Below are 22,404 nucleotides of genomic sequence, written 5' to 3' on the forward strand. Positions count from 1 at the left end.
CAGCCGCGGCGAGGACCGCCGGCGGCGCCCCTCTCGTAGCATGATGCCGTTAAACGCCCGTTAAGGGGGATCGCGAGCTTTTCCTGAAAGCCGGGAGCGGATCGTCCGGGCGGGACAAAGAACGCGCCGCACTTTCATACTATAACCATAGGGTGTTAACATTGGAGCACCAACCTTTCTCTAGGTTGCTGATCGGCTTCATGTTACCTGATGATGATCATAAGGTTCCCGAAAGGATCGAGAAAGTCGGGGTCCAAACAATAAAGCTTGTGCCTGAATGATCCATCCGCCGTGTACCGACCGGAAGCGCCCCGAAACCGATGGCTTCCCTGCCATCATTCCTCCGCTGCCGTTGAACGAGCCGGAGCGGCTTGAATCCCTGCGGCGCTATGCGCTGCTCGACACGCCGCCGGAGGCCGCCTACGACCGGATGACGCGTCTGGCCGCCCGGATGCTCGGCACCCCGGTCTCGCTGATCAGCCTGCTCGACGAAAGCCGGCAGTGGTTCAAGTCGCGCCACGGCTTCGACACGCCCTGGACCCGGCGCGACCTGGCCTTCTGCTCCTACACCATCCTCCAGGACGACGTCATGGTGGTCTCCGACGCGCTCGAGGACGAGCGTTTCGCCCGGAATGCGCTGGTGACGGACGATCCCGGCATCCGGTTCTACGCGGGCGTGCCCCTCCGGACCTCCGGCGACCTGGCATTCGGGTCCCTGTGCGTCATCGACCAAGTTCCCCGGCACGATTTCGGGGACGAGGAGAAGGCGATCCTGCGGGACCTGGCCGCCATGGTGATGCACGAGATCGAGGCCCGCCACGCGGCCGACGTCGCGGCCCGGGAGATCGAGGAGCGCCGCAAGGCGGAGCACGCGCTCGCCGCGGCGCTGGAGGAGAAGGAGACCCTGCTGCGAGAGATCCATCACCGGGTCAAGAACAACCTCCAGAGCCTGTGGGGCCTGCTCCAGATCGAGAAGTCCAAGCTGGCCGACGGCCATGCCAGGGAGCGGATGGACGCGGTCAGCCAGCGCATCAACGTGATGGGCAGCATCCACCAGCAGCTCTATACCTCGCCCAACCTCGCCCGGATCGACCTCGCCGCCCATCTCGAGGAGCTGTGCCGCGGCCTCATGGACCTGCACGACCGGCACGACCGGGTCAGGATCCTGATCGAGGCGGATCCCCTGGAATGCACCCTCGATACCGCGATCCCCGTGGGCCTGATCGCGAACGAGGCGATCTCCAACTGCCTGAAGCACGCCTTCCCGGGGGAGCGGGACGGCACGGTGCGGGTGAGACTGCGCCGCCTTCCCGATGCCGCCCACCCCGACGGGCTGACCGAACTGCTGCTCGCCGACGACGGCATCGGCATGCCGCGGGCCGCCGGGGGCGAGGAAGAGAGGGGCATCGGCATGACCCTGATCCGCGCCCTCGCCACCCAGATCGGCGCCGGCGTCTCGGTCGAACACGACTCCGGCCTGGCGATCCGGATCCGCTTCGCCGAGTGACGCCGGCCCCGCCCGCTCACCTGCGGGCCGACGCCCGCCTGATCCCGGCGGCGATGTCCCGGCTCAGCGCGTTCAGCGCCCGGTTCATGGCGGCGACGGTGGCCTCGATGCCCTCGCCCTCGACCGGCTCCACGTAGCGCGCCCGGGCGCCCGCCCGCTCCACCTCGGTCTGCGCGTCGAGCACGCTCCAGTAGGCGTTCAGCACGGCGTCGCCGGAAGCGTCGCGCTCGAACGAGGTGACGTCGAGGGTGACGGTATAGGCCAGCTGTTCGCGCCGGCGAAGCGGCAGCACGAAGACGTTGTCGCTGGGCAGCAGGCCCCGAAGGTTGTCAGCCACCACGCGGGTCACGTCGCCCTGGAGCCGCTGGCCCCAGCGGTCGCCCTGGCTGACCTGGATCGTGTTGGCGCCGGACCGGGTCACGATCTCCGGCCGGTCCAGGTATTCGGGAATGTTGGCCTGCTCGACCCCGACCGCCGGGCCGCGCGCGGCGGCCGGCGATCCCGGCCCGGTCGCGGCTTCGCGCGGCAGGGAACTCAGGACATGCAGGTCGGGGGGCGGCAGCGTCCCGGCGCAGCCGGCCACCAACGGGATCAGCAGGGCCAGCAATCCCAGGCGAAAGCGTCTCATGGTCTATCTCCCCAGCAGCAGGGCGTTGGGATTGCGCTCCAGCGTCTCGGCGAACCCCCGCAGCGAGCGCGAGGCCAGCGACAGGTTGCGCATCGACGTCTCCAGGTCGGAGCGGACGGGCGAATTGCGGGAAACCAGCTCGTTGGTGTTGCCCAGCATCGCCTGGGCCTGCGCGACCGCCTCCTCGACGCTCCGCGAGGTGGTGCGCAGGGACTCGGCCAGCGGCTCGAACTCCCGGTTCGCGGTGCCGATCAGCCCCTGGAGCTCGGCCATGGTGGACTGGAGGTCCCGCTGCACCTGGGCCAGGGTGTCGGACCCCGTGGCGAAGGTGGTGCGGGCCGCGGCCATGGTGGTCTCGAACTCGCGCATCCCGCCGGCCATAGCCGCCAGGGCTTCGCCGATCTCGGGCGAGGACAGCAGGTCGTCCACCCGCGTCAGGGTGTTCATGGCCGTCGCGACCATGTCCTGGATCGGCAGTTGCTCGATGTTGCGCCGGACCACGTCCAGGGTGGACGGGATCGTCGGGATCTCCTCGACGTCGGGGTCGCCGCCGACCAGGGTGGCGGGAGTTCCGGGCAGCAGGTCCAGCTCGACCATCAGCTGCTGGGTCACGTAACTCTGGAACACCAGCTGGGCGCGCAGGCCCCGCTCGACCATGGCGCTGTAGGAGATGTCCGGCTGCTCGCCGTCGGGCAACCCGGCCCACTTGGTCCGGTCCCGATCGAACTCGATGTAGGTCGGGATGCGGGCGGTCAGGTCCCTGCTGTCGATCACCAGGTCCACCCGGGTCACCGAACCGACCCGGACGCCGCGGAAATTGACCGGAGCCCCGACATACAGCCCGTTGACCGATCCGTCGAAATAGACCACCGCCGGCGCTTGGCGCTGGCTCAGGAAGCCGCTGCCGAGCGCCACCAGGGCGGTGACGAACAGGGCGATGGCGCCGAGCACGAACAGGCCGATCAGGCGTGGATTCGCCTTTCTCTTCATGGAATTCTCCCGGCGGAAAACGGCTTCGTCGTCATGGCTGGGCCTCCTCGAGCTCGCCTCTGCTCAGGAAGTCCCGCACCGAACGGTGGCGGCTGTGCTCCCGCAGGTGCCGGGGATCGCCCCCGTCGATCGCGGTGCGGCTCTCGGCGTCCAGGAAGACGGAATTGTTCGCGATGGCGAAGATGCTGGCCAGCTCGTGGCTGACGATCACGACGGTGGCGCCCAGGCTGTCTCGCAGCTCCAGGATCAGGTCGTCCAGACGGCGCGAGCTGAGCGGGTCGAGCCCGGCCGACGGCTCGTCGAAGAACAGGATGTCGGGGTCGAGCGCTATCGCCCGCGCGAGGCCGGCGCGCTTGCGCATGCCGCCGCTGATCTCCGACGGGTAGAAGTCCTCGAACCCGGCGAGCCCGACCAGGGCCAGCTTGAGCGACACCAGCTCGTCGATCTCCGCCGGCCCGAGCTTGGTGTACTGGGACAGCGGAACCGACACGTTCTCGGCCAGGGTCATGGAGCTCCACAGCGCACCGCTCTGGAACAGCACGCCGAAGCGCCGGCTCATCACCGCCCGCCGCTCCAGGTCGGCGGCGGTGAAGCTCTCGCCGTCGTAGCGGATGTCGCCGGCCGCGGGCTCGACCAGGCCGATCATGTGCTTCAGCAGGGTGCTCTTGCCGCAGCCGCTGGCGCCCATGATCACGAAGATGTCGCCGATCGGCACCTGGAAGCCGACGTCGCGCTGGACGACGAAACCGTCGAAGGCCATGGTCAGCCCTTCCACGGTGATCCTCGGCGCGGCTTCGCCGGGCGCGGCCGTCCTGGGCTCGGTCGTCCTGGGCCGGTCGGCCCCGGGGTCGGTCATGTCAGATTCCCAGCAGGTTGGTCATGACGGCGAAGACCGCGTCGACCACGATGATGAAGACGATCGAGGTCACCACCGCCGAGGTGGCGGCGACGCCGACGGCCTGGGCGCTTCGCCCGGCCTGCATGCCGCGGAGCGCCCCGGCATAGGCCACCAGCATGCCGAACACGATGCTCTTGACGAAGCCGACCCAGAAGTCGGTCATGCTCAGCGCGCCGACGGTCTGGATGATGTAGGCGTTGCCGGACAGGCCCAGCATGGCGACGCCGACGATGTAGCCGCCCAGCAGGCCCAGGAAGCAGGAATAGATGAACAGCAGCGGCATCATCAGCGCCAGCGCCAGCACCCGGGGCAGCACCAGGAAATCGATCGGCGAGATCCCGATGGTCGACAGCGCGTCGATCTCCTCGTTGCCCTGCATGGTGCCGAGCTGGGCGGCGTAGGCGGCGCCGGTCCGGCCGGCCAGCACGATCGCCGTCATCAGGGCGGCCATCTCGCGCGTCATGGCAAGGCCGACCAGGTTCGCGACATAGATGTCCGCGCCGAACTGCTGGAGCTGGATCGCGCCGACGAAGGCGACGGTCAGCCCGACCAGAAGCGAGACGATGGTGACGATCGGCAGCGCCTGCGCCCCGGCATCCTCGATCGCCTGGAGGAAATCGACCCGGCGGAAGCGCGCGCGGCCGACCAGCAGCCGGCCGAGCCCCAGCATGATCTCGCCCAGGAAGCTGACCGCCTGGTCGGCGCCGCGCAGGTTGTCCAGCACGGCGCGCCCGACCCTGACCGTCAGCGGCTCGGCGCCGCCGCCGCGCGCCGCGTCCGCCTTGACCGGCACCGCGCGGGCCAGCGCGATCAGCCGGACGATTCCCGGCGGCAGCCCCCCGGCGTCGAAGCGCACGTCGCGGGCGGCGCACAGGTCCCGCACCTTCAGCAGGTAGCTGACCAGGGCGCTGTCCCAGCCCCGCAGGCCGCCGTCCTCGCAGGCCAGCGAGCGGACCCGGCCCCCGTCGAGCAGAGCCTCGACGTCCGACGTCCCGGCGAGGCCGTTGGCGATCCGCCAGTCCCCGGACAGCACGAGAGTCAGCCGCCCGGCATCGCCGGGGCGCAATTCCACTGCGTTGCCCCGGTCGTCGCCCCGGGACCTGTCCTGCCTGGTAACCGCCGTCATCGCACTCCGTCCGGGCTCGGGCCGGCAGGCCGTGAGCCGGGCGCCTTCCGTTTCGTCCGGTTAATCTGAACGAAGGAGGTGGACGCCGATTTGTTCCCGGGAACCGAGAAAAGCCACAAGGCGGCGCAGGTCAGCGGGCGCATAGGTCCGTCGTGGTCGCCTCGGGCAGCTCGGCCACGGAGACGCCGAACGGCGCCGCCACGTCCAGATGCTCCGGCGTACCCAGGAACGACCGGAGCTCCCGGTCGAACGCCTCGACCAGATCGGCATCCTCCTTCCGGAAGCCGAAGGCGCCGTGATGGGCAAATCCCGCAGCCGGCCGGGCCGTCTGCCGGGATGGCTGCGCCATTTCCAGGATCTTCGGGTCGCGTTCCACCACGGCCCTGACGGCGGGCTCGGCGGCCGCCAGGGCATCGACCCTCCCGGTCACCACCCCGCGCGCGGCGACGGCCACGTCGGGGAAGATCACGAGCTGGCTGTCGCGGACACCCGCCGCCCGGGCCTGGATCCGCCCGACGGTCCCGGCCACGACGCCCAGCCGGACCGCAGGGTCCCTGGCGATGTCGTCGTAGCCGTGGATGCCGCGGGGGTTGCCGGCGCGCACCGCCAACCCCTTGCCCAGGTGGTTGACGGCGCGGAAGGTCGGTGAGGAGAACGCGATCTGCCGGCAGCGCTCCGGCAGGATGTACATCCCGGACGCGATGACGTCGAAGCGCCCGGCCTTCAGGTCGCGGATCAGCGCGGCGAACTCCACTTCCACCGCCCGGATTTCCCGGACACCCATCCGGGCGAACACCCGCCGGGCGACCTCCGGGGCCTCGCCCGTCACCCGCCCGTCCGGCAGGCGGTAGGAGAAGGGCGGCAGCGGCGCATAGCCGATCCGGACCGACCGCGTTTCCAGAATCCGGTCCAGGGTCTCCCCGGCCCGGGACGATGCCATCGGCAGGGCCGAAACAAGCAGGATCAGCAGGAATGCCACGGTCAGCCCGCCGGGCCGGCAACGGGTCACCATCATCGCCCCCGCACTTCATACAATTCAAGGATGGTTGACTTGCGCATCATAGTGCCATCATTGATAGCACCGCCATCATTCATGTTAACCAACGAAGGATAGGAACCAGCCGCAGCCCATGAAGCGCGCCCGACTTCCCACGATGCTGCTGGCCGCCGCGCTGCCCATCGTCCTCTTCGCCGCAGCCATGACGGTCCTGTTCGACCGGCAGCAGACACGGTCCTGGGAAGCGGTCATGCATCAGGCGACCGCGGCAGCGCGCGCCACCGTGGACGAACGCGTGACGACGATCCGGATCGCCCTCGAGACGCTGGCCATATCGGACCGGTCCGCGGAGCGCCGGCGCGCCGATTTTCCCGCGCAGGCGGAGCGCATGCTGGCCATGCGCCCGGACTGGACGGCCCTGAGGCTCTCCGACCGGGACGGCGGCACCGAGGCGGACGTGCGCCGCGGCGGCCCGGACCCACCCCGCGACGCCGGGCCGGACGGTGTGGAGGCGGAGATCGCCGCGGTCTTCCGCTACGGCGAGCCGCGCGTCAGCGGCATCCTGGCCGATCCGGCGCGGGCCGAAGAACCGGTCTTCGCGGTCAGCGTCCCCCTGTTCGGCGACGGCGGGGTCGAGCGCGTGGTCACCGCCTATGTGCGGGCCTGGACGATCAACCAGGCCTTGCGCGACCAGGGCGTTTCGCCGGGCTGGCGGATCGCCGTCCTGGACGAGGACGGCAGCCTGGTCGCCCGCACCCTGTCGGAGGATCCGCGCGATCCCGGCATCGGCGGCCCGCCGGACGCCACCCTGCTCGACGGGCTGCGTCGCGGGCTGCCGATGTTCCACGCGACCAATGCGCTGAACGAGAGCCTGTACGTCGCCTCCTCCGTCTCGGGCCTGACCGGGTGGACGGTAGCCCTCGGCATGCCGGCGGCCCTGGTCGACCTGCCGGCCAAGCGGACCCTGTCCGCGGTGGTCGGCGGCGGCATCCTGGCGGTCGCGCTGGCCCTGGGGATCGGGTGGCTGCTGGCGCGCTCCCTGATGAAGCGCAGCGCCGCCGAGCGCCGCCTGCTTCAGCTGGAACTGGCCCAGGCCTCGAACGAGCGCACCGCGGCCATCCTGGAAAGCACGTCCGACGGAGTCTTCGAGGTCAACCCCGGCTGGCGCATCATCTTCATCAACAGCCGCGCCCGCTCCCTGCTGACCGGGGGAGCCGACGTCACCGGCCGCCTGCTGTGGGACGTCCTGCCCGGCGCCGACACCACCGCCTTCTGGCACGAGTACCATCGCGTCGCCACGGACCGGGTCCCGGCCGAGTTCGAGGAGTTCTATCCGGCCCTGGGGGCATGGTTCTATGTCCGGGCGTTCCCCCTGCCCGACGGCGGCATCGCCGTCTATTTCCAGGACGTGACCGAAGGCCGCCGCGCCCGCGACGCGCTGTCCGACAGCGAGCGCCGCTACCGCTTCCTGGCCGAGAGCATTCCCCAGATCGTCTGGACGGCGACCCCGGACGGCGGCGTCGACTACGTCAACGGCCGGCTCAAGACCTATCTGGGCGCCAAGGAGGAAAGCTTCTCCGACGGCTGGCGATGGCTCGAGAACCTGCACCCCGACGACGTCGAAAGCACCCGGGAGGCCTGGAGAAACGCCCAGACCACCGCCGGGGTCTACGAGCACGAGCACCGCTTCCGCCGCCACGACGGCATGTTCCGGTGGCATCTGGCCCGCGCCCTGCCGATGCTGGACGAGACCGGACAGGTCGTGAGGTGGTTCGGCACCTCGACCGACATCCATGACCAGAAGCTGCAGCAGGAGGCGCTCCAGGCCGCCCGCGACGAGGCCGAGCGCGCCCGCGGCGTGGCCGAGCAGGCCGACCTGGCCAAGAGCAGGTTCCTCGCTGCCGCCAGCCACGACCTGCGGCAGCCGATGCAGTCGCTGTTCCTGTTCGCCGACAGCCTGAAGGCGCACATCGCCGATCGGGAGGGGGCCGACAAGCTCCTGCACCTGCGGCGCGGCCTGGACGCCTTGAAGGTCCTGCTGGACGGCCTGCTGGACATCTCCCGGCTGGACGCCGACGCGGTCGAGCCGACCGTCGAGGACGTGCCGCTGGACCCGCTGCTCGACCAGGTCGGAAGCGCCTACGCGAAGGTGGCCGCGGCCAAGGGCCTGTCGTTCGAGATCCACCCCTGCGGCGGCACCGTGCGCACCGACCGCACATTGCTCAGCCGCATCCTGAACAATCTGCTGGAGAACGCCGTCCATTACACCGAATCCGGCCGGATCAGGATCGACTGCCGCCGGACCGGCGACACGGTCCGGATCGAGATCCAGGACACGGGCATGGGCATTCCGCCCGACCACCTGGAAGACATCTGGAAGGAGTTCCACCAGGTCGGCAACCCGGAGCGCGACCGCAACCAGGGCCTCGGCCTCGGGCTGGCGATCGTCGACCGCCTCGCCCGCCTGCTGGGCCACCGGGTGGAGGCCCGGTCGGCCCTGGGCCGGGGGTCGGTCTTCAGCATCGAACTGCCGGCCGGCGCCGCCGTGGAAACGCGGGGGGAAGCGCCGGCGAACGCCTCGGCCGCTCCCCCGCCGCCCGCCGCCGCGGCCCCGGCGGGCGCGCGGCGCTACGCGGTGCTGGTGGACGACGACGCGATCGTCCTCCTCGGTCTCCAGAGCATCCTGCGGGACTGGGGCTACGACGTGCTGGCCGCCGGATCGACGGACCAGGCGCTGGACCGGCTCGGGACCTCGGGCCGCAGGCCGGACATCGTCGTGGCCGACTACCGGCTGCGCGGCGGCCGGGTCGGCACCGAGGCGATCCTGAGGATCCGCGAGCTGTTCGGCAGCGACATCCCCGGCGTGATCCTGACCGGGGAGACCGGGCCGGAATGCGCGCGGGACGCCGCCGCCCATGGCTTCAGCGTCGCCCACAAGCCGATCACGTCGCACCAGCTCAGCTTGGCGGTGGAGAAGCTGCTCAGCGACGCGGCGGACTGAGTCCCGGACCTCACTGGGCGCGGGTGATGCGCCCCTCCACCCGCGGCGCCACCGGGCCGTTCGCCTTGATGTATTCGGCGACCACCATCTCCAGGTTGGGGCCGAAGTCATAGGCGTCGGCGGCCTTGGCGAACAGGCCGTAGCCGTCGCCGCCCGCCCGCACGAAATTGTTGGTCGCGACCTTGTATGTCGCCGCGGGGTCGAGCGGGCGGAAGCTGCCGTCCGGCTCGCGGACCTCCACCGACCGGATGCGCTCGCCTTCCGGCCTGGCGGGATCGAACGCGTAGCGCAGCCCGGCGACCTGCGGGAAACGCCCGGTGCCCGACGTGGTCTTGTCGTGCGCCTTGGACACCCCGCCCTCCAGGCTGGCGCGCAGGTCGGCGCCGCTGATCCCGAACGTCGCCAGGGTGTTGGAGAAGGGCAGCACCTCGATCACCTGGCCCATGGTCACCCGGCCGGCCGGGATGCCGGACCGGATGCCGCCGCCGTTCTGGACCGCGATGCGGGTCCCCTGGTCGCGGGTCGCCCACAGCATCGCGTCGGCGATCAGGTTGCCCAGGTTGCATTCGCCGAACCGGCAGGCGTCGCTGGTGCCGACCAGTTCCACGCCGGCCTCGCCGACCGGCTGGTTACGGAGCTGGGCCAGCGGCACGTTGAGTTGGACGATCTTGTCCTGCACGACAGGGTCCTGCGCCACCTCGGCCCCCAGGGCCACCGGCCCGCCTGTCCAGGCCGTCGCGACGCCCGCCCCGTCGAAGGTGACGTCCAGCCGGCCGAGATGGGTGCCGTAGGAGCCCGCCTGGACCACCAGGGCGGGGGCGCCGGACGGAGTCGTGACGACGGTCGGATAGGGGCCTGCGGCCTTGTCGTTGCCGGTCTCCAGGAAGCTGTGGCTGTGCCCGCCGACATAGACATCCACGCCGTCCACCGCCGCAGCCAGCGCCTGGTCCTCGGCATAGCCGACATGGGTCAGCGCGATGATCTTGTCGACGCCCTGCGCCTTGAGGTCGGCGACCGCCCGCGCCAGGGCGGCGGCCTCGTCCCGGAACGCCACGGTGGGGCCGGGGCTGGACGTGATCGGGGTGTCGGACGTGGTGAGGCCGACGATCCCGATCCGCTGCCCGCCCTTCTCGATTACGGTGGACGGCTTGTAGCGGCCCTCCAGGGCGGGCTCGCGCGAGCTGTCCAGGTTGGCGCTCAGCACCGGCCAGGACACCGCGTCCAGGTAGGGGCGCAGGCCCGCCGGGCCGTCGTCGAATTCGTGGTTGCCGAGCGTCTGGGCGTCCGGGTTCAGCATGCCCAGCACCGTCTGGACCGCGCCGTGCTTGAAATGGGTATAGAAGAGCGTTCCCTGGAACTGGTCGCCGGCATCGAGGAACAGGGCGTTGTCGCCGCGCAGTTCCCGGAGCTTCGTCTGCAGGCGGGCGGCGCCGCCGACGCATTTGGCGGCCGCCTCGTCCTTCGGCGTGCAGAACCCGCCGGAGGAGGTCACCTGGTCGTAGCGGGCATGGACGTCGTTGACGTGCAGGATGCGCAGCTGGAATTCGGCGGCTCCGGCCGGCGCGGCCCAGAGGCCGGTTCCGAGCAGGGCCAGGAGCCCTGAGCCAAGCAGAGCGGTTTTCGTCGCCATCGTCGCCATCGTCGCCTTCGACATCGTCGCATGTCCCTCCGGAAGGTCCCGGCCCCGAGGCCGGCCCCAACCTTTTGCACGATCATGCGTTCAGTCTTCAAGAAGAACTCTGCGCGATTCCCCCGCGGGGCTTCGACCGCCACCCCGGGTCGAGCCCAAACCTGAAAGGCCTGCCATGGAAAGTGTCGATGCCGTTCTCGGCGCACTCAACACCGTGATCTGGGGCTATCTGCTGATCTACGTGCTGATCGGCGCCGGGATCTATTTCACCGTGAAGATGAGGTTCCTGCAGTTCCGCCGGTTCGGCCACCTGTTCGGGGTCATGTCCGGCTCCCGGCACTGCGACGGCGGCGGGATATCGCCGTTCCAGGCCTTCTGCGTCAGCATGGCGAGCCGCGTCGGAACCGGCAACATCGCCGGCGTCGCGATCGCGCTGACCCTGGGCGGGCCGGGCGCGGTGTTCTGGATGTGGTGCGTCGCCCTGGTGGGCATGGCGACCGCCTTCGTCGAGGCCACCCTGGCCCAGCTCTACAAGGTGCCGCAGCCGGACGGCACGTTCCGCGGGGGTCCTGCCTACTATATCCAGCGCGGCCTGGGCTCCCGGGCCTGGGGCATCGTGTTCGCGGTGCTGCTGATCTTCACCTTCGGGCTGGCCTTCAACGCGGTCCAGGCGAACACCATCGCCGACGTGCTGGGCGAGAGCTTCGGGGTGCCGACCTGGGTGACCGGCGTGGCGCTGGCGCTGGTCTGCGCGCCGATCTTCTTCGGCGGCATCCGCTCGGTCGCGCGGGTGGCGGAATGGATGCTGCCGGCCATGGCGCTGGCCTACGTGGCGCTGGCACTGCTGATCCTGGTGATCCACATCGACCGGGTGCCGGACATGTTCATGCTGATCGTCCGCTCCGCCTTCGGGCTGGACCAGGCGGCGGCCGGCGCCTTCGGCGGGCTGATGGTGGCGCTGATGAACGGTGCCAAGCGCGGCCTCTTCTCCAACGAGGCGGGCATGGGCAGCGCCCCCAACATGGCGGCCACCGCGACGACGGCCCATCCGGCGACCCAGGGCTTCATCCAGGCGCTGGGAGTCTTCATGGACACCATCGTGATCTGCTCGGCCACCGCCTTCATCATCCTGCTGTCCAACCAGTACGACGTGACCGGCGCCACCGAGATGGCCGGCGCCAGCCTGACCCAGTCCGTGATCGCGGAGGAGTTCGGGACGGCCGGCGGCCTGTTCATGACCTTCGTGATCTTCCTGTTCGCCTTCTCCTCGATCATCGGCAACTACGCCTATGCCGACGGCAACATGACCTTCCTGGGCGCCCGGGTCAGCGCCTTCACCATCTTCCGGATCGTCGCGGTGCTGGCGGTGCTGGGCGGGTCGATCGGCGAGCTGCCGACCGTCTGGGCGCTGGCCGACGTCGCCATGGGCCTGATGGCGCTGGTCAACCTGGGAGCCATCCTGATGCTGTCCAAATGGGCCTTCGCGACCCTGGCCGACTACGAGGCGGCGGAAGAGCGGGGCCAGCCCCGGTTCGAGGCCAGCGGCAACGCCCTGATGCCGGCCCCCCTGAAGACGGAGGTGTGGTAGGCGCTACGGCCCCCGCACCAGGCGGCGATGCTGCTTTCGTCCCGATTGACAGCGATCGCCGCCGCCGCCACCGTCACCGCTCGACCATGGCAACAACAACCAATCACGAACCGGGAGGAATCGACCCATGTTCACGCTGGCCCTGCTGCTCTACCGGAAGCCCGGCACCACCACCGAGCAGTACCAGAACTACTGGCACGACGTTCACGGCCCGATCGCGGCGAAGATCCCCGGCCTGCGCGGCTATGTCCAGAAGCACGTCCAGCCCGACGCCGAAGGCAACGTGCCGGTAGACGGCATCGCCGAACTGACCTTCGACAGCGCCGACGCCCAACAGGCCGGCTTCGCCTCCCCGGAGGGCAAGGCCGCGTTGGACGACGTCGCCAACTTCGCGGACACGTCGCGGGTGGTGGCCTTCCCGGTGGAGGTGCGGCGGATCGTTTAGCGGTCGGCCGGAAGCGGGTCCTGGGGGGTGCGCAGCATTGGGCTGCGGGGGCTCCCCAGTGCGCCGGATTCGATAGCAATCGAGTCCGATCGGCGAGAAGCTGGTTGCAGCCTGCCGTTCGTGCGTCCCAGGGATGCTCGCCGAGGGTTTTCTGTGCCGCGATGGTGTCGGCTACGTACTGCCCAGCCGGGACCTCGCCTCGCTCTGCCAGGCCCATCTCGGCCGCCGTCGTGCGGTTCGGTGAGCCGGCGTCTTCTCCGAAGGCTCCGTCATGTCTCGTTCTCCTGTAGCCCCCGTAGGGGCAAGCTGTTGGATCTGCGACCGAAGGGGCCGACCCGACGTTTCTACGAAACAAAAACCTAGTTTGCCACGCTCTTATCAAGGCGAGCCGTAGCGTTAACATTCTTCAATATTTAGAGCAATTGCGACAATATGAGACATACAGAGACAGGCATACTTGCTTACTTTACCTCATTTCATGCACCGATCTGCGTTGGTATCCGCTTACATTCGACTTTGTCGACCTTGACGCGGCAATAGCTACTACTTTCGCAATTTGAGGGCTTCCCAAAATAGCGCGGATACGCTTTTATACCTCGCGCGTTTGGAGGATATAGGGAAGCATGGCTGCAACAACCAACATCGTGAACCTAGACGCCCTGATTCGTCGTGCTGATTTGGCGACTCCAGGTGAGTCTTCTGAAGACATCAACGCGCTCTCTGTTATGGGTCTGGCACCGAAGGGTCTGCTCTATCCAGCCCTTCGAAAACCAGATTTTCAGCGCGAAACGGCTAGCTGGGGTCCTGAGCAAGTAGCTGACCTGATCAGCACGTTCGCTCGGCGTGACCTCATCCCGGCTGTAATCCTTTGGAGGGCGGGCCATACAGTTTTTGTTATCGATGGCGCTCACAGGCTCAGCGCTCTGATTGCCTGGGTTCACGACGATTACGGGGACGGCGATGTATCTCGCCGATTTTTCCAGAATTACATTCCCGAAGAACAATCGAAAGCAGCGAATAGGGCGCGTGACCTTGTCAATGCGGAGGTTGGCTCCTTCCGTGACCATCAGTTTGCAATCGACTTTCCCGACCGTTCCCGGCCAGACATCGCAGAAAGGGCAGCCCGTATTGGCTGGCAGGAAATTCCAGCCCAGTGGATCAGGAACGCTGACCACGACAAAGCGGAGAAGTCCTTCTTCCGAATCAATCAAGGCGGAACAAAAATCGACCCGACGGAGAGGAGAATCCTGAACGCGCGAGGGTCTGCGACGGCGTTGGCAGCGCGGGCAATACTCCGGTCTGGCACTGGTCATAATTATTGGAAGTCGTTCGAAGTGGAGAATAGGGAGAAAATCGAAGAACTAGGAGGGCAGATCTACAAGCTACTATTTGAGCCCGGACTCGAATTGCCAGTACGAACGCTCGATGTTCCTCTAGCCGGGCAGGGATATGGCCCTCATGTCCTACCTTTTCTGTTCGATTTAGTAAATTTGACGAACGACGTTGCAGTAAAAGACTCTAGCTACAAGCGTTCAGGAGATGATGAAGGAATGATAAAGGATGAAGATGGAGGCAAGACAATAGAATACCTTATCAAGACAAGGTCAATACTGTGGCGCATATGTTCGAATCACGCGTCTTCACTCGGGTTACATCCGGCATTGTACTTCTATAGTCATGGAGGAGTATTTCAGACTACGGCCTTGTTAAGTATCATTCATCTTTTCAAAGGCTTTCAGACTGCTGATTTCATCCATTTCGCGCAGATACGTGGCAAGTTCGAAGAATTTCTGATGGTCCATCGTAGCATAACCGAAGCTGTAAGAAAGCTCGGTAGTGGGGCAAGGAGTAGGCCGCGCGTAGTATCCATGTTCCGAGAGTTAATGGATCAGTTCTTGCAGGGAAATTCAGTTCATGAAGTAACCCAAGCACTGCTTGCTGATGACAACTACGCATTTCTCTTCAAGGATGCAGGTGACGTCGAACCAAGTTCGCCGGGTCGAAAGTTCAGCAGGGAAACGAAGGGCGCTGCATTCTTGCGAGATGCTCTTCCGACAGCACCGAGATGTCCGACCTGCGGAGGCATAATGCACCGCAATGGCATGCAGGCTGGGCACGTGAAGGCAAAGCGCGACGGCGGCACGGGCGATGTGAGCAACGCGATGATGCAGCATCCGTTCTGCAACAGCACCGTGGCACAGTAGCATATCACCTGCTTCGACCGGGGTTCAGGCAGCTACCCGGCAGTTGGCCCCCGAATCGGTCGGCACAAAGGTGTCCGAAGATTGCCATCATCACGTTATAGCGGATCCTTGAGGTTAAAGGCGGCTAATTGCTTCGTGCCATAGGTCTTGCCAACGTAGGTCAGGGAACTTCGGGTCATCGACGGCATCGCGGAACGCGTGAGCGATACCTCGGCTGGTTTCGACGGGCAGGACCGGCCGCTTGCCAGTCGCCCCAATCAAACCACGGTCGGCGGTCCAACTTCGGCAGCCGGTCCGGCGGCCTCACAATCCTCAGCGTTATCCTCATTGAGAACCTAGCGGCGCCAGCGCATGAGGTGGGCCGGGCGAAGCGAGACCAAGGGCCAATCCGCCGGCCTTCCAGTAACAAAGCTTGCTGATTTAATTCTGGGCGTAGACCTGTCACCGGTTGATGTTGGTGATCAGCCAATCAAGGACCTGGGCGAACGTGATGCCGTGCGCCTGCCGCCGGTCCTCGTAGTAGTCGCCAACGATTTTCCTTTCGAGCTCCAGCACCCATCGCTGAGCAGCCTCGTAGGATACAAACGCCCGTGCCTCGGATTTTCCGTTGCGGCGGACCCGGGCGCGCCGTGAGTAACCGCTTCGCCGATCAATCGTTGCCATGCCCCTATCCCCGACCAACTGGACCACTCGAGCGGATCATGAGTGGTCCGAACTGGTCCGAAAAATCGATGACATTTCGGAGTAGGAGCCCAGGAACTCGCGCAAGGCGTTGTTCTTTCTGGAGATTTTTGGAGCGGGTGAAGGGAATCGAACCCTCGTCGTAAGCTTGGGAAGCTTCTGCTCTACCATTGAGCTACACCCGCGACGCCCCTGTTTATAGGGCATCGCCGCCCCTGATTCAAGGCGGCGATTCATCCTCCCCCGTAAAGGTCCCGCCTTCACGCCGGCGCGTTCAGCAGCCGCCACTCCCGGGCATAGGCCGGCGCACCCGCGCCCTGGCGGGCGGCGATTTCCGGGGCCAGCATCGGCTCGGGCTCGGCGGGCCAGCGGGTCAGCAGGCCGGAGACTCCGGCGAGCGAGCCTTCCACCAGTTCCAGCGCCAGGAAGCGGTCCAGGTCTACCGGGCCGGGCAGGCCCATGGAGAGCGTCAGGTCCCGGGTGAAGCCGAAGCGGCCATAGTAGGGCGCGTCGCCGACCAGGACGACGCTGCGCCAGCCGGCGGCCGAGGCCCGGTTCAGGCTCTGCCGGATCATCTGGGCGCCCAGGCCGCCGCTGCGCATGTGCGGCGCGATGGCGATGGGGCCGAGCAGGATGGTCGGCGTGACGCCGCCGATCAGCACGGGCCAGTAGCGGATGGTGCCCACCACGGCATCGTCCTCCAGCGCAACCAGCGACAGGCCGGGGACGGGATCGACGCCTTCGCGCAGGCGGTAAACGGTCTTGCCGGCCCGTTCGGGGCCGAAGGAGAGGTCCAGCAGGGTGTCGATGGCGGCGGCGTGATGCGGCTGCTCGATCGCAATGTTCATTGAGGCTTGTGATCCCGGCGGCAGGAAGTGGGCAGAGAGGCTAGACGCCGTGCCGCCGATGCCGGGGAGGGAAACTCAGGGGTTCAGCCTGCTATCCCATGGGCATCAGCACGCGGCGTGAGGAGCGCATCGCTTGCGAGAGCGCAAGCCGGCATCCTTCGTCGTCGTAGGGCGTGCTGGGGCGACATGGGGCTAGGGTTACCCATACAGTTTCAACGGACGCAGGATATAACACCGCACCCCTTCCGGTTAAAGCAGGAAATTCGTCATGGGACAACATGGCCCTACATCGATCAAACCGGCGTGATCGGTACGCCACATCCATGACTTCCGACTGACTCGCGGGTTGTCCTGGGATACCGTCCGGCACCCGTCCGGCACCCGTCCGGCACCCGTCCGGGACGGCTGAAAGGATCTGGTTCAAGGCATGACGACAGGCGAACGGATCGACTCCGCGACCGCTCCCGCCGCACCCACCGCCCCTGCCCCGGCGGCGGGCCGGCGGCGGCGCAGCCGGCTGGAGGCCGTGCCGGCGGTGACGCTCGTCCTGTTCCTCGGGCCGATCGCCGCCGGCCTGGCCGGCACCTGGGCACCGGCCTTCGGCATCCTGCCCGCGCTGGGCGGGACCGAGCCGACGCTGGACCCGTGGCGCGGGCTGCTGGCGGCGCCGGGACTGGGCGGGGCCGTGCTGCTGTCCGCGGGGACGGGGCTGGCGGCGACGCTGCTGTCCTTCGCCATCGCCCTGTGGTTCTGCGCCGCGTGGCACGGCACCCGCACCTTCTCCGCCTTCCGGCGGCTGCTCGCCCCCCTGCTGGCCCTGCCCCACGCCGCCTTCGCGATCGGGCTGGCCTTCCTGATGGCGCCCAGCGGCTGGATCGTCCGGCTGCTGTCGCCCTGGGCGACCGGCTGGACTTTCCCGCCCGACCTGGCGCTGGTCAACGACCCCTGGGGGCTGGCGCTGGTGCTGGGGCTGATGGTCAAGGAGGTGCCGTTCCTGATGCTCATGATGGTGGCGGCGCTCGGCCAGACGCCGGCGGACAAGGCGCTGACGGTCGCCCGCAGCATGGGGTACGGCCCGGTCACGGCCTGGCTGAAGGTGGTGCTGCCGCTGGTCTACGCGCAGGTCAGGCTGCCGGTCTACGCGGTGCTGGCCTTCTCCCTGTCGGTCGTGGACGTGGCGCTGATCCTGGGGCCGGGCACGCCGCCGCCGCTGGCGGTGCTGGTGCTGCGCTGGTTCACCGATCCCGACCTGGCGCTCCGCTACCAAGCGGCGGCGGGCGCCTGCCTGCAACTGGTCCTGGTGGCGGCGATGATCACCCTGTGGCGCCTGGCCGAGGTCGCGGCCGGGCGGGCCAGCCGGGGCTGGCTGGTGTCCGGGCGGCGCGGCGGTTCCGGGCGGGCGGCGCGGGCGGCCTCGGCCGGGCTGGCCGCCGGGGTGGTGGCGGTCGCGGTCGGCTCCTCGGTCGGGCTCGGCCTGTGGTCGGTGGCGTCGCGCTGGCGCTTTCCCGACGCCCTGCCCGGCGGCTGGACGCTGGAGACCTGGGAACGGGCGCTGCCCGCCCTGGCGGGCCCCGCCTGGACGACGCTGACCGCCGGGCTGGCCGCCGCCGGGATCGCCCTGGTGCTGGTGCTGGGCTGCCTGGAGAACGAGCAGAGATCCGGCCTGCGCCCCTCCGCCCGCGGGCTGTGGCTGCTCTACCTGCCGCTGCTGGTGCCGCAGATCGGCTTCCTGTTCGGGACCCAGGTGCTGCTGGTGGCGGCCGGGCTGGACGGCACCTGGCCGGCGCTGGTGTGGAGCCACCTGCTGTTCGTGCTGCCCTACGTGTTCCTGACCCTGGCCGATCCCTACCGGGCGCTGGACGAGCGCTACGCGCGGGCGGCGGCGTGCCTCGGCGCCTCGCCGGCGCGGGTCTTCCTGCGGGTCAAGCTGCCCCTGCTGATCCGCCCGGTCCTGGCGGCGGCGGCCATCGGCTTCTCGGTCAGCGTCGCCCAGTACCTGCCGACCCAGTTCGCCGGGGCCGGCCGGCTGCCGACGCTGACGACCGAGGCGGTCGGGCTGGCGGCCGGGGCGGACCGCCGGCTGATCGGCGTCTACGGCTTCGCCCAGGCCGCCCTGCCCCTGGCCGCCTTCGCCCTGGCGCTGCTGGCGCCGGGGCTGGCCGGGCGGGCGCGCCGGTTCGGAAGCGGAGCGGGAGGACGGGCATGAGGGCGGGCCTCGGAGCGGGTCTGGGAGCGGGCCTGGGACCGGATGCGGAACACCGGCTGGAACTCGACCGGGTGACGCTCAAGCTCGGCGGGCGGAACCTGTTCGCGCCGCTGTCGCTGACCATCCGGGGCGGCCGGGTCGCCGTGCTGATGGGGCCGAGCGGAAGCGGCAAGTCCAGCCTGCTGGCCCATCTGTGCGGGACCCTGGACCCCGCCTTCGACGCCGCCGGGCGGGTGGTGCTGGACGGCGCCGACCTGGCCGGTCTGCCGCCGGAACGGCGCCGGGTCGGCATCCTGTTCCAGGACGACCTGCTGTTCCCCCACATGAGCGTGGCGGAGAACCTGGCGTTCGGACTGCCGCCGGCCGTCTGGGGACGCGCCGGGAGGCGGGCCGTGGTCGAGCGGGCGCTGGAGGAGGCCGACCTCGCCGGCTTCGGCGGACGCGACCCGGCGACCCTGTCGGGCGGACAGCGCGCCCGCGTCGCCCTGCTGCGGACCCTGCTGGCGGAGCCGGCGGCCCTGCTGCTGGACGAGCCCTTCGGCAAGTTGGACGCCGCCCTGCGCGGCCGGTTCCGCGCCTGGGTCTTCGACCATGCGCGGAGGCGCGGCCTGCCGACATTGCTGGTCACCCACGATCCGGCGGACGCGGAGGAGGCGGACGGGCCGGTCGTCGATCTCGGCGCGGCGGAGCCGGATACGCCGACGACCCGCATATCGGGGTACGTTGTTAAGCGGGCGTAAACGCAAAGAGGCGTAGAAACGGAATGGATACGCTCCTGGACAAGGAGGAAAGCACGGAGTAATTTTTGTTTCGCTGCCATTTCGATATAACCGACGCCCGGTCGCGAGCCCGCCATGTACAGTCAGACAACCCGCTCGATCAGGGTTTCCGTGAAGCCGACGTTCCTGGAGGAACAGTCCTCGCCGGCGGAGCACCATTTCGTCTGGGCCTATCATGTCCGGATCGAGAACACCGGGGGCGAGACGGTTCAGCTGCGAAACCGGCACTGGCGGATCACCGACAGGTTCGGCCGGGTGCAGGAGGTCCAGGGGGCCGGGGTGGTCGGGGAGCAACCCGTGCTGGAGCCCGGCGAGAGCTTCGAATACACCAGCGGCACCCCGCTGACCGCTCCCTCGGGCATCATGTCGGGCAGCTATCAGATGGAAACCGCGCGTGGCGAGAAGTTCGACGTGACCATTCCGGCCTTCTCGCTGGACAGCCCCCACGAGACTGTCCAACTCAATTAGCAGCCACCCCACCTGCGTCGACCAGCAGCGCGCCTGCCGACCGGCCGATCTTGAATCGGGCGAACGGCACGCCACCTCGCTGTTCATGCGGAACCGGTTCCCGCCCACGCACGACGGTCGGGGGACGACAGTGCGCGACACAGCGAACCGGGACAGAGCCGACCATCGAAAGGTACCCGTCGTGAGTGCATCGAAGCCCCTGGCTACGGACAATATCGTCCGTGGTCCTTCCCACCATCGCCGCAGCGCCCCCGGGATCGCGCGCCCAAGCCGTGCCGAAGCCGAACAGGCCGTCCGCACCCTCCTCCTCTGGGCGGGGGACGATCCCGACCGCGAGGGCCTGCTGGGCACGCCCGACCGCGTGGTGCGGTCCTACGAGGAGTTCTTCGCCGGCTACGGCGTCGATCCGGTCGAGCTGCTCCAGCGCACCTTCGAGGAGACCGACGGCTATGACGAGATGGTCGTCCTGAAGGGCATCCGGTTCGAATCCTACTGCGAACACCACATGGTGCCGATCATCGGCAAGGCGCACGTGGCCTATCTGCCCAATCACCGCGTCGTCGGCATCAGCAAGCTGGCCCGCGTGGTCGAGGCCTATTCCAAGCGGCTCCAGATCCAGGAGAAGATGACCTCGCAGATCGCCAACACGATCGAGGAGGTCCTCCAGCCGCTCGGCGTCGCCGTCGTGCTGGAAGGCGAGCACCAGTGCATGACCACCCGCGGCATCCACAAGCCCGGCGTCAACATGGTGACCAGCCGGATGCTGGGCGCCTTCCGGACGGACCCGTCGACCCGCCGGGAATTCCTGGCCATGATCGGCAGCCCGTCGGGCAACGGCATCGGCGGCTGATCCGCGAGGCATAAGGCAGTATGATGAGGGCGCCGCGGCGACGCGGCGCCCTTTTCCAATTCCGGACCCTGGCCCTTTCCTTTGGATTATCGCCCCGTCTTCTTCGTTCTCGGCATCCTGCTGTCGACGCTCGCCATCAGCATGCTGGTCCCGATGCTGGCCGACCTGTCGGTCGGGCACCCGGACTGGCAGACCTTCGCGATCTCGGCGGCCTTCACCCTGTTCGTCGGCGTGTCCCTGCTGCTGACCAACCGGATGCCCGAATTCACGCTGTCGATCCGCCAGGCCTTCCTGCTGACCACGCTTTCCTGGGTGGTGACCGCCGCTTTCGCCGCGGTGCCCCTGATGCTGGCGGAGATGGGGCTGAGCTACACCGATGCCTTCTTCGAGGCGATGTCCGGCATCACGACGACCGGTGCCACCGTGATCGTCGGGCTGGACAACGCCCCGCCGGGCATCCTGCTGTGGAGGGCGCTGCTTCAGTGGATGGGCGGGATCGGCATCATCGTGCTGGCGCTGTCGGTGCTGCCCATGCTGCAGGTCGGCGGCATGCAGCTGTTCCGGACGGAATCGTCGGAGAAATCGGACAAGGTGCTGCCCCGGGCCGCCCAGCTGGCGAGCTGGATCGGCCTGATCTATCTGGGTTTCACGGCGCTGTGCGCGGTCGGCTACCGGCTGGCCGGCATGGGCTGGTTCGACGCCTTCGCCCATGCCATGACGACCATCGCGACAGGCGGCTTCTCCACCGCCGACGCGTCGGTCGCCTTCTTCGACGATCCGCTGGTCGAGCTGGTGGGGATCACCTTCATGCTGGCGGGGGCGCTGCCCTTCGTGCTGTACCTGCGGGCCCTGCGCGGCGACCTGCGGCCCTTGCTGGCGGACCGGCAGGTCCAGTGGTTCGCCGCCGTGGTGACCGCCGCGATCGCGATCATGGCCGCGCACCTCTGGCTCGAACGCGACTACGAACCGCTGGCAGCACTGCGGCTGGCGTCGTTCAACGTCGTGTCGGTGATCACCGGCACGGGGTACGCGACGTCGGATTTCGGGACCTGGGGACCGTTCGCCGCCGGGCTGATGTTCTTCCTGATGTTCGTCGGCGGCTGCGCCGGCTCCACCTCCTGCGGGATCAAGATCTTCCGGTTCCAGGTGCTCTACGCCACCGCCGACGCGCAGATGCGGCGGCTGATCCAGCCGCACGGGGTCTTCATCGCCTACTACAACGGCAAGCCGATCCCGGAGGCGGTCTCGGTGTCGGTGATGAGCTTCTTCTTCCTCTACGCCCTGTGCTTCGTGGTGCTGTCCCTATCGCTCCAACTGCTGGGGCTGGACTACCTGACGGCCATGAGCGGCGCCGCCACCGCCATCAGCAATGTCGGCCCCGGCCTGGGGCCGGTGATCGGGCCGAGCGGCACCTTCGCGCCGTTGCCCGACGCCGCCAAATGGGTGCTTTCGGCCGGGATGCTGATGGGGCGGCTGGAGCTGTTCACCGTGCTGGTCCTGCTGACCCCGGCCTTCTGGCGCCAGTGAGGGAATGGGGATACAGTTCCCCCGTCCTGGC

The 22,404-nt window shown here is 68.1% G+C and carries 18 protein-coding genes and 1 tRNA gene; 10 read left to right on the forward strand and 9 right to left on the reverse strand.

Annotation, left to right across the window (positions count from 1 at the left end):
- Positions 1-277: 277 nt before the first annotated feature.
- Positions 278-1,507, forward strand: coding sequence for a sensor histidine kinase (locus tag IGS68_RS21665; RefSeq protein WP_201073733.1), 1,230 nt, complete (start codon positions 278-280; stop codon positions 1,505-1,507).
- 16 nt (positions 1,508-1,523) lie between these two features.
- On the opposite strand, the gene IGS68_RS21670 is transcribed toward IGS68_RS21665, so the two are convergent.
- The 5 genes from IGS68_RS21670 to ehuB all read right to left on the reverse strand — a co-directional run bounded on the left by IGS68_RS21670 (position 1,524) and on the right by ehuB (position 6,164).
- Complete coding sequence (locus IGS68_RS21670) at positions 1,524-2,135, reverse strand: PqiC family protein (RefSeq protein WP_201073735.1); 612 nt, start codon at positions 2,133-2,135, stop codon at positions 1,524-1,526.
- Between the two features lie 3 nt (positions 2,136-2,138).
- Entirely contained in the window at positions 2,139-3,125 is a 987-nt protein-coding gene (locus tag IGS68_RS21675) for an MlaD family protein (RefSeq protein ID WP_201073744.1), read from the reverse strand.
- Positions 3,126-3,156: 31 nt separating this feature from the next.
- Entirely contained in the window at positions 3,157-3,981 is an 825-nt protein-coding gene (locus tag IGS68_RS21680; RefSeq protein WP_201073754.1) for an ABC transporter ATP-binding protein, read from the reverse strand.
- A gap of 1 nt (position 3,982) precedes the next feature.
- Positions 3,983-5,149, reverse strand: a complete 1,167-nt coding sequence (locus IGS68_RS21685; protein WP_201073756.1) for an MlaE family ABC transporter permease — start codon at positions 5,147-5,149, stop codon at positions 3,983-3,985.
- A gap of 130 nt (positions 5,150-5,279) precedes the next feature.
- A complete protein-coding gene (ehuB, locus tag IGS68_RS21690; protein ID WP_201073758.1) occupies positions 5,280-6,164 on the reverse strand; it encodes an ectoine/hydroxyectoine ABC transporter substrate-binding protein EhuB in 885 nt (294 codons plus the stop codon).
- A gap of 115 nt (positions 6,165-6,279) precedes the next feature.
- Between ehuB and IGS68_RS21695 the strand changes: the two genes are divergently transcribed.
- On the forward strand, positions 6,280-9,147 hold the full coding sequence (locus IGS68_RS21695; RefSeq protein ID WP_201073766.1) for a hybrid sensor histidine kinase/response regulator: 2,868 nt from the start codon (positions 6,280-6,282) through the stop codon (positions 9,145-9,147).
- A gap of 10 nt (positions 9,148-9,157) precedes the next feature.
- Here IGS68_RS21695 and IGS68_RS21700 read toward each other — a convergent pair whose 3' ends face one another.
- Entirely contained in the window at positions 9,158-10,777 is a 1,620-nt protein-coding gene (locus tag IGS68_RS21700; protein ID WP_201073768.1) for a bifunctional metallophosphatase/5'-nucleotidase, read from the reverse strand.
- 175 nt (positions 10,778-10,952) lie between these two features.
- Here IGS68_RS21700 and IGS68_RS21705 point away from each other — a divergent pair, with 175 nt between their 5' ends.
- The 3 genes from IGS68_RS21705 (at position 10,953) to IGS68_RS21715 (ending at position 15,014) form a co-directional block, all read left to right on the forward strand.
- On the forward strand, positions 10,953-12,365 hold the full coding sequence (locus tag IGS68_RS21705; RefSeq protein ID WP_201073770.1) for an alanine/glycine:cation symporter family protein: 1,413 nt from the start codon (positions 10,953-10,955) through the stop codon (positions 12,363-12,365).
- A 127-nt stretch (positions 12,366-12,492) separates the two neighbouring features.
- A complete protein-coding gene (locus IGS68_RS21710; RefSeq protein ID WP_201073773.1) occupies positions 12,493-12,810 on the forward strand; it encodes an EthD family reductase in 318 nt (105 codons plus the stop codon).
- A 623-nt stretch (positions 12,811-13,433) separates the two neighbouring features.
- Complete coding sequence (locus IGS68_RS21715) at positions 13,434-15,014, forward strand: HNH endonuclease family protein (RefSeq protein ID WP_201073775.1); 1,581 nt, start codon at positions 13,434-13,436, stop codon at positions 15,012-15,014.
- Positions 15,015-15,455: 441 nt separating this feature from the next.
- On the opposite strand, the gene IGS68_RS21720 is transcribed toward IGS68_RS21715, so the two are convergent.
- The 3 genes from IGS68_RS21720 to IGS68_RS21730 all read right to left on the reverse strand — a co-directional run bounded on the left by IGS68_RS21720 (position 15,456) and on the right by IGS68_RS21730 (position 16,543).
- Positions 15,456-15,677: a hypothetical protein gene (locus tag IGS68_RS21720; RefSeq protein ID WP_201073777.1), complete on the reverse strand. Its 222-nt coding sequence runs from the start codon at positions 15,675-15,677 to the stop codon at positions 15,456-15,458.
- Between the two features lie 129 nt (positions 15,678-15,806).
- Positions 15,807-15,880, reverse strand: a tRNA-Gly gene (locus IGS68_RS21725).
- 75 nt (positions 15,881-15,955) lie between these two features.
- On the reverse strand, positions 15,956-16,543 hold the full coding sequence (locus IGS68_RS21730; protein WP_201073779.1) for a GNAT family N-acetyltransferase: 588 nt from the start codon (positions 16,541-16,543) through the stop codon (positions 15,956-15,958).
- Between the two features lie 427 nt (positions 16,544-16,970).
- Between IGS68_RS21730 and IGS68_RS21735 the strand changes: the two genes are divergently transcribed.
- The 5 genes from IGS68_RS21735 to IGS68_RS21755 all read left to right on the forward strand — a co-directional run bounded on the left by IGS68_RS21735 (position 16,971) and on the right by IGS68_RS21755 (position 22,373).
- Positions 16,971-18,749 carry an ABC transporter permease gene (locus IGS68_RS21735; RefSeq protein ID WP_201073781.1) on the forward strand — a complete coding sequence of 593 codons (1,779 nt, stop codon included), beginning with the start codon at positions 16,971-16,973 and terminating at the stop codon, positions 18,747-18,749.
- A complete protein-coding gene (locus tag IGS68_RS21740; RefSeq protein ID WP_201073789.1) occupies positions 18,746-19,489 on the forward strand; it encodes an ATP-binding cassette domain-containing protein in 744 nt (247 codons plus the stop codon). Before IGS68_RS21735 ends, IGS68_RS21740 begins: the two co-directional genes overlap by 4 nt.
- A 114-nt stretch (positions 19,490-19,603) precedes the next feature.
- The gene (gene apaG / locus IGS68_RS21745) at positions 19,604-19,996 is read left to right on the forward strand and encodes a Co2+/Mg2+ efflux protein ApaG (RefSeq protein ID WP_158046969.1); all 393 of its coding nucleotides are present in this window, start codon (positions 19,604-19,606) and stop codon (positions 19,994-19,996) included.
- A 214-nt stretch (positions 19,997-20,210) separates the two neighbouring features.
- Positions 20,211-20,846, forward strand: a complete 636-nt coding sequence (folE, locus tag IGS68_RS21750; RefSeq protein WP_247881413.1) for a GTP cyclohydrolase I FolE — start codon at positions 20,211-20,213, stop codon at positions 20,844-20,846.
- A gap of 81 nt (positions 20,847-20,927) precedes the next feature.
- Positions 20,928-22,373, forward strand: a complete 1,446-nt coding sequence (locus tag IGS68_RS21755) for a TrkH family potassium uptake protein (protein WP_305800072.1) — start codon at positions 20,928-20,930, stop codon at positions 22,371-22,373.
- Positions 22,374-22,404 lie beyond the last annotated feature (31 nt).

It is taken from the genome of Skermanella sp. TT6, assembly GCF_016653635.2.
Classification (GTDB): Bacteria; Pseudomonadota; Alphaproteobacteria; order Azospirillales; family Azospirillaceae; genus Skermanella; species Skermanella cutis.

What these genes read in the sequence shown, in the direction of transcription:
- IGS68_RS21665 (WP_201073733.1), top strand. Translation starts at nt 278, where the DNA reads ATGATCCATCCGCCGTGTACCGACCGGAAGCGCCCCGAAACCGATGGC.
- IGS68_RS21670 (WP_201073735.1), bottom strand. Translation starts at nt 2,135, where the DNA reads ATGAGACGCTTTCGCCTGGGATTGCTGGCCCTGCTGATCCCGTTGGTG.
- IGS68_RS21675 (WP_201073744.1), bottom strand. Translation starts at nt 3,125, where the DNA reads ATGAAGAGAAAGGCGAATCCACGCCTGATCGGCCTGTTCGTGCTCGGC.
- IGS68_RS21680 (WP_201073754.1), bottom strand. Translation starts at nt 3,981, where the DNA reads ATGACCGACCCCGGGGCCGACCGGCCCAGGACGACCGAGCCCAGGACG.
- IGS68_RS21685 (WP_201073756.1), bottom strand. Translation starts at nt 5,149, where the DNA reads ATGACGGCGGTTACCAGGCAGGACAGGTCCCGGGGCGACGACCGGGGC.
- ehuB (WP_201073758.1), bottom strand. Translation starts at nt 6,164, where the DNA reads ATGATGGTGACCCGTTGCCGGCCCGGCGGGCTGACCGTGGCATTCCTG.
- IGS68_RS21695 (WP_201073766.1), top strand. Translation starts at nt 6,280, where the DNA reads ATGAAGCGCGCCCGACTTCCCACGATGCTGCTGGCCGCCGCGCTGCCC.
- IGS68_RS21700 (WP_201073768.1), bottom strand. Translation starts at nt 10,777, where the DNA reads ATGGCGACGAAAACCGCTCTGCTTGGCTCAGGGCTCCTGGCCCTGCTC.
- IGS68_RS21705 (WP_201073770.1), top strand. Translation starts at nt 10,953, where the DNA reads ATGGAAAGTGTCGATGCCGTTCTCGGCGCACTCAACACCGTGATCTGG.
- IGS68_RS21710 (WP_201073773.1), top strand. Translation starts at nt 12,493, where the DNA reads ATGTTCACGCTGGCCCTGCTGCTCTACCGGAAGCCCGGCACCACCACC.
- IGS68_RS21715 (WP_201073775.1), top strand. Translation starts at nt 13,434, where the DNA reads ATGGCTGCAACAACCAACATCGTGAACCTAGACGCCCTGATTCGTCGT.
- IGS68_RS21720 (WP_201073777.1), bottom strand. Translation starts at nt 15,677, where the DNA reads ATGGCAACGATTGATCGGCGAAGCGGTTACTCACGGCGCGCCCGGGTC.
- IGS68_RS21730 (WP_201073779.1), bottom strand. Translation starts at nt 16,543, where the DNA reads ATGAACATTGCGATCGAGCAGCCGCATCACGCCGCCGCCATCGACACC.
- IGS68_RS21735 (WP_201073781.1), top strand. Translation starts at nt 16,971, where the DNA reads ATGACGACAGGCGAACGGATCGACTCCGCGACCGCTCCCGCCGCACCC.
- IGS68_RS21740 (WP_201073789.1), top strand. Translation starts at nt 18,746, where the DNA reads ATGAGGGCGGGCCTCGGAGCGGGTCTGGGAGCGGGCCTGGGACCGGAT.
- apaG (WP_158046969.1), top strand. Translation starts at nt 19,604, where the DNA reads ATGTACAGTCAGACAACCCGCTCGATCAGGGTTTCCGTGAAGCCGACG.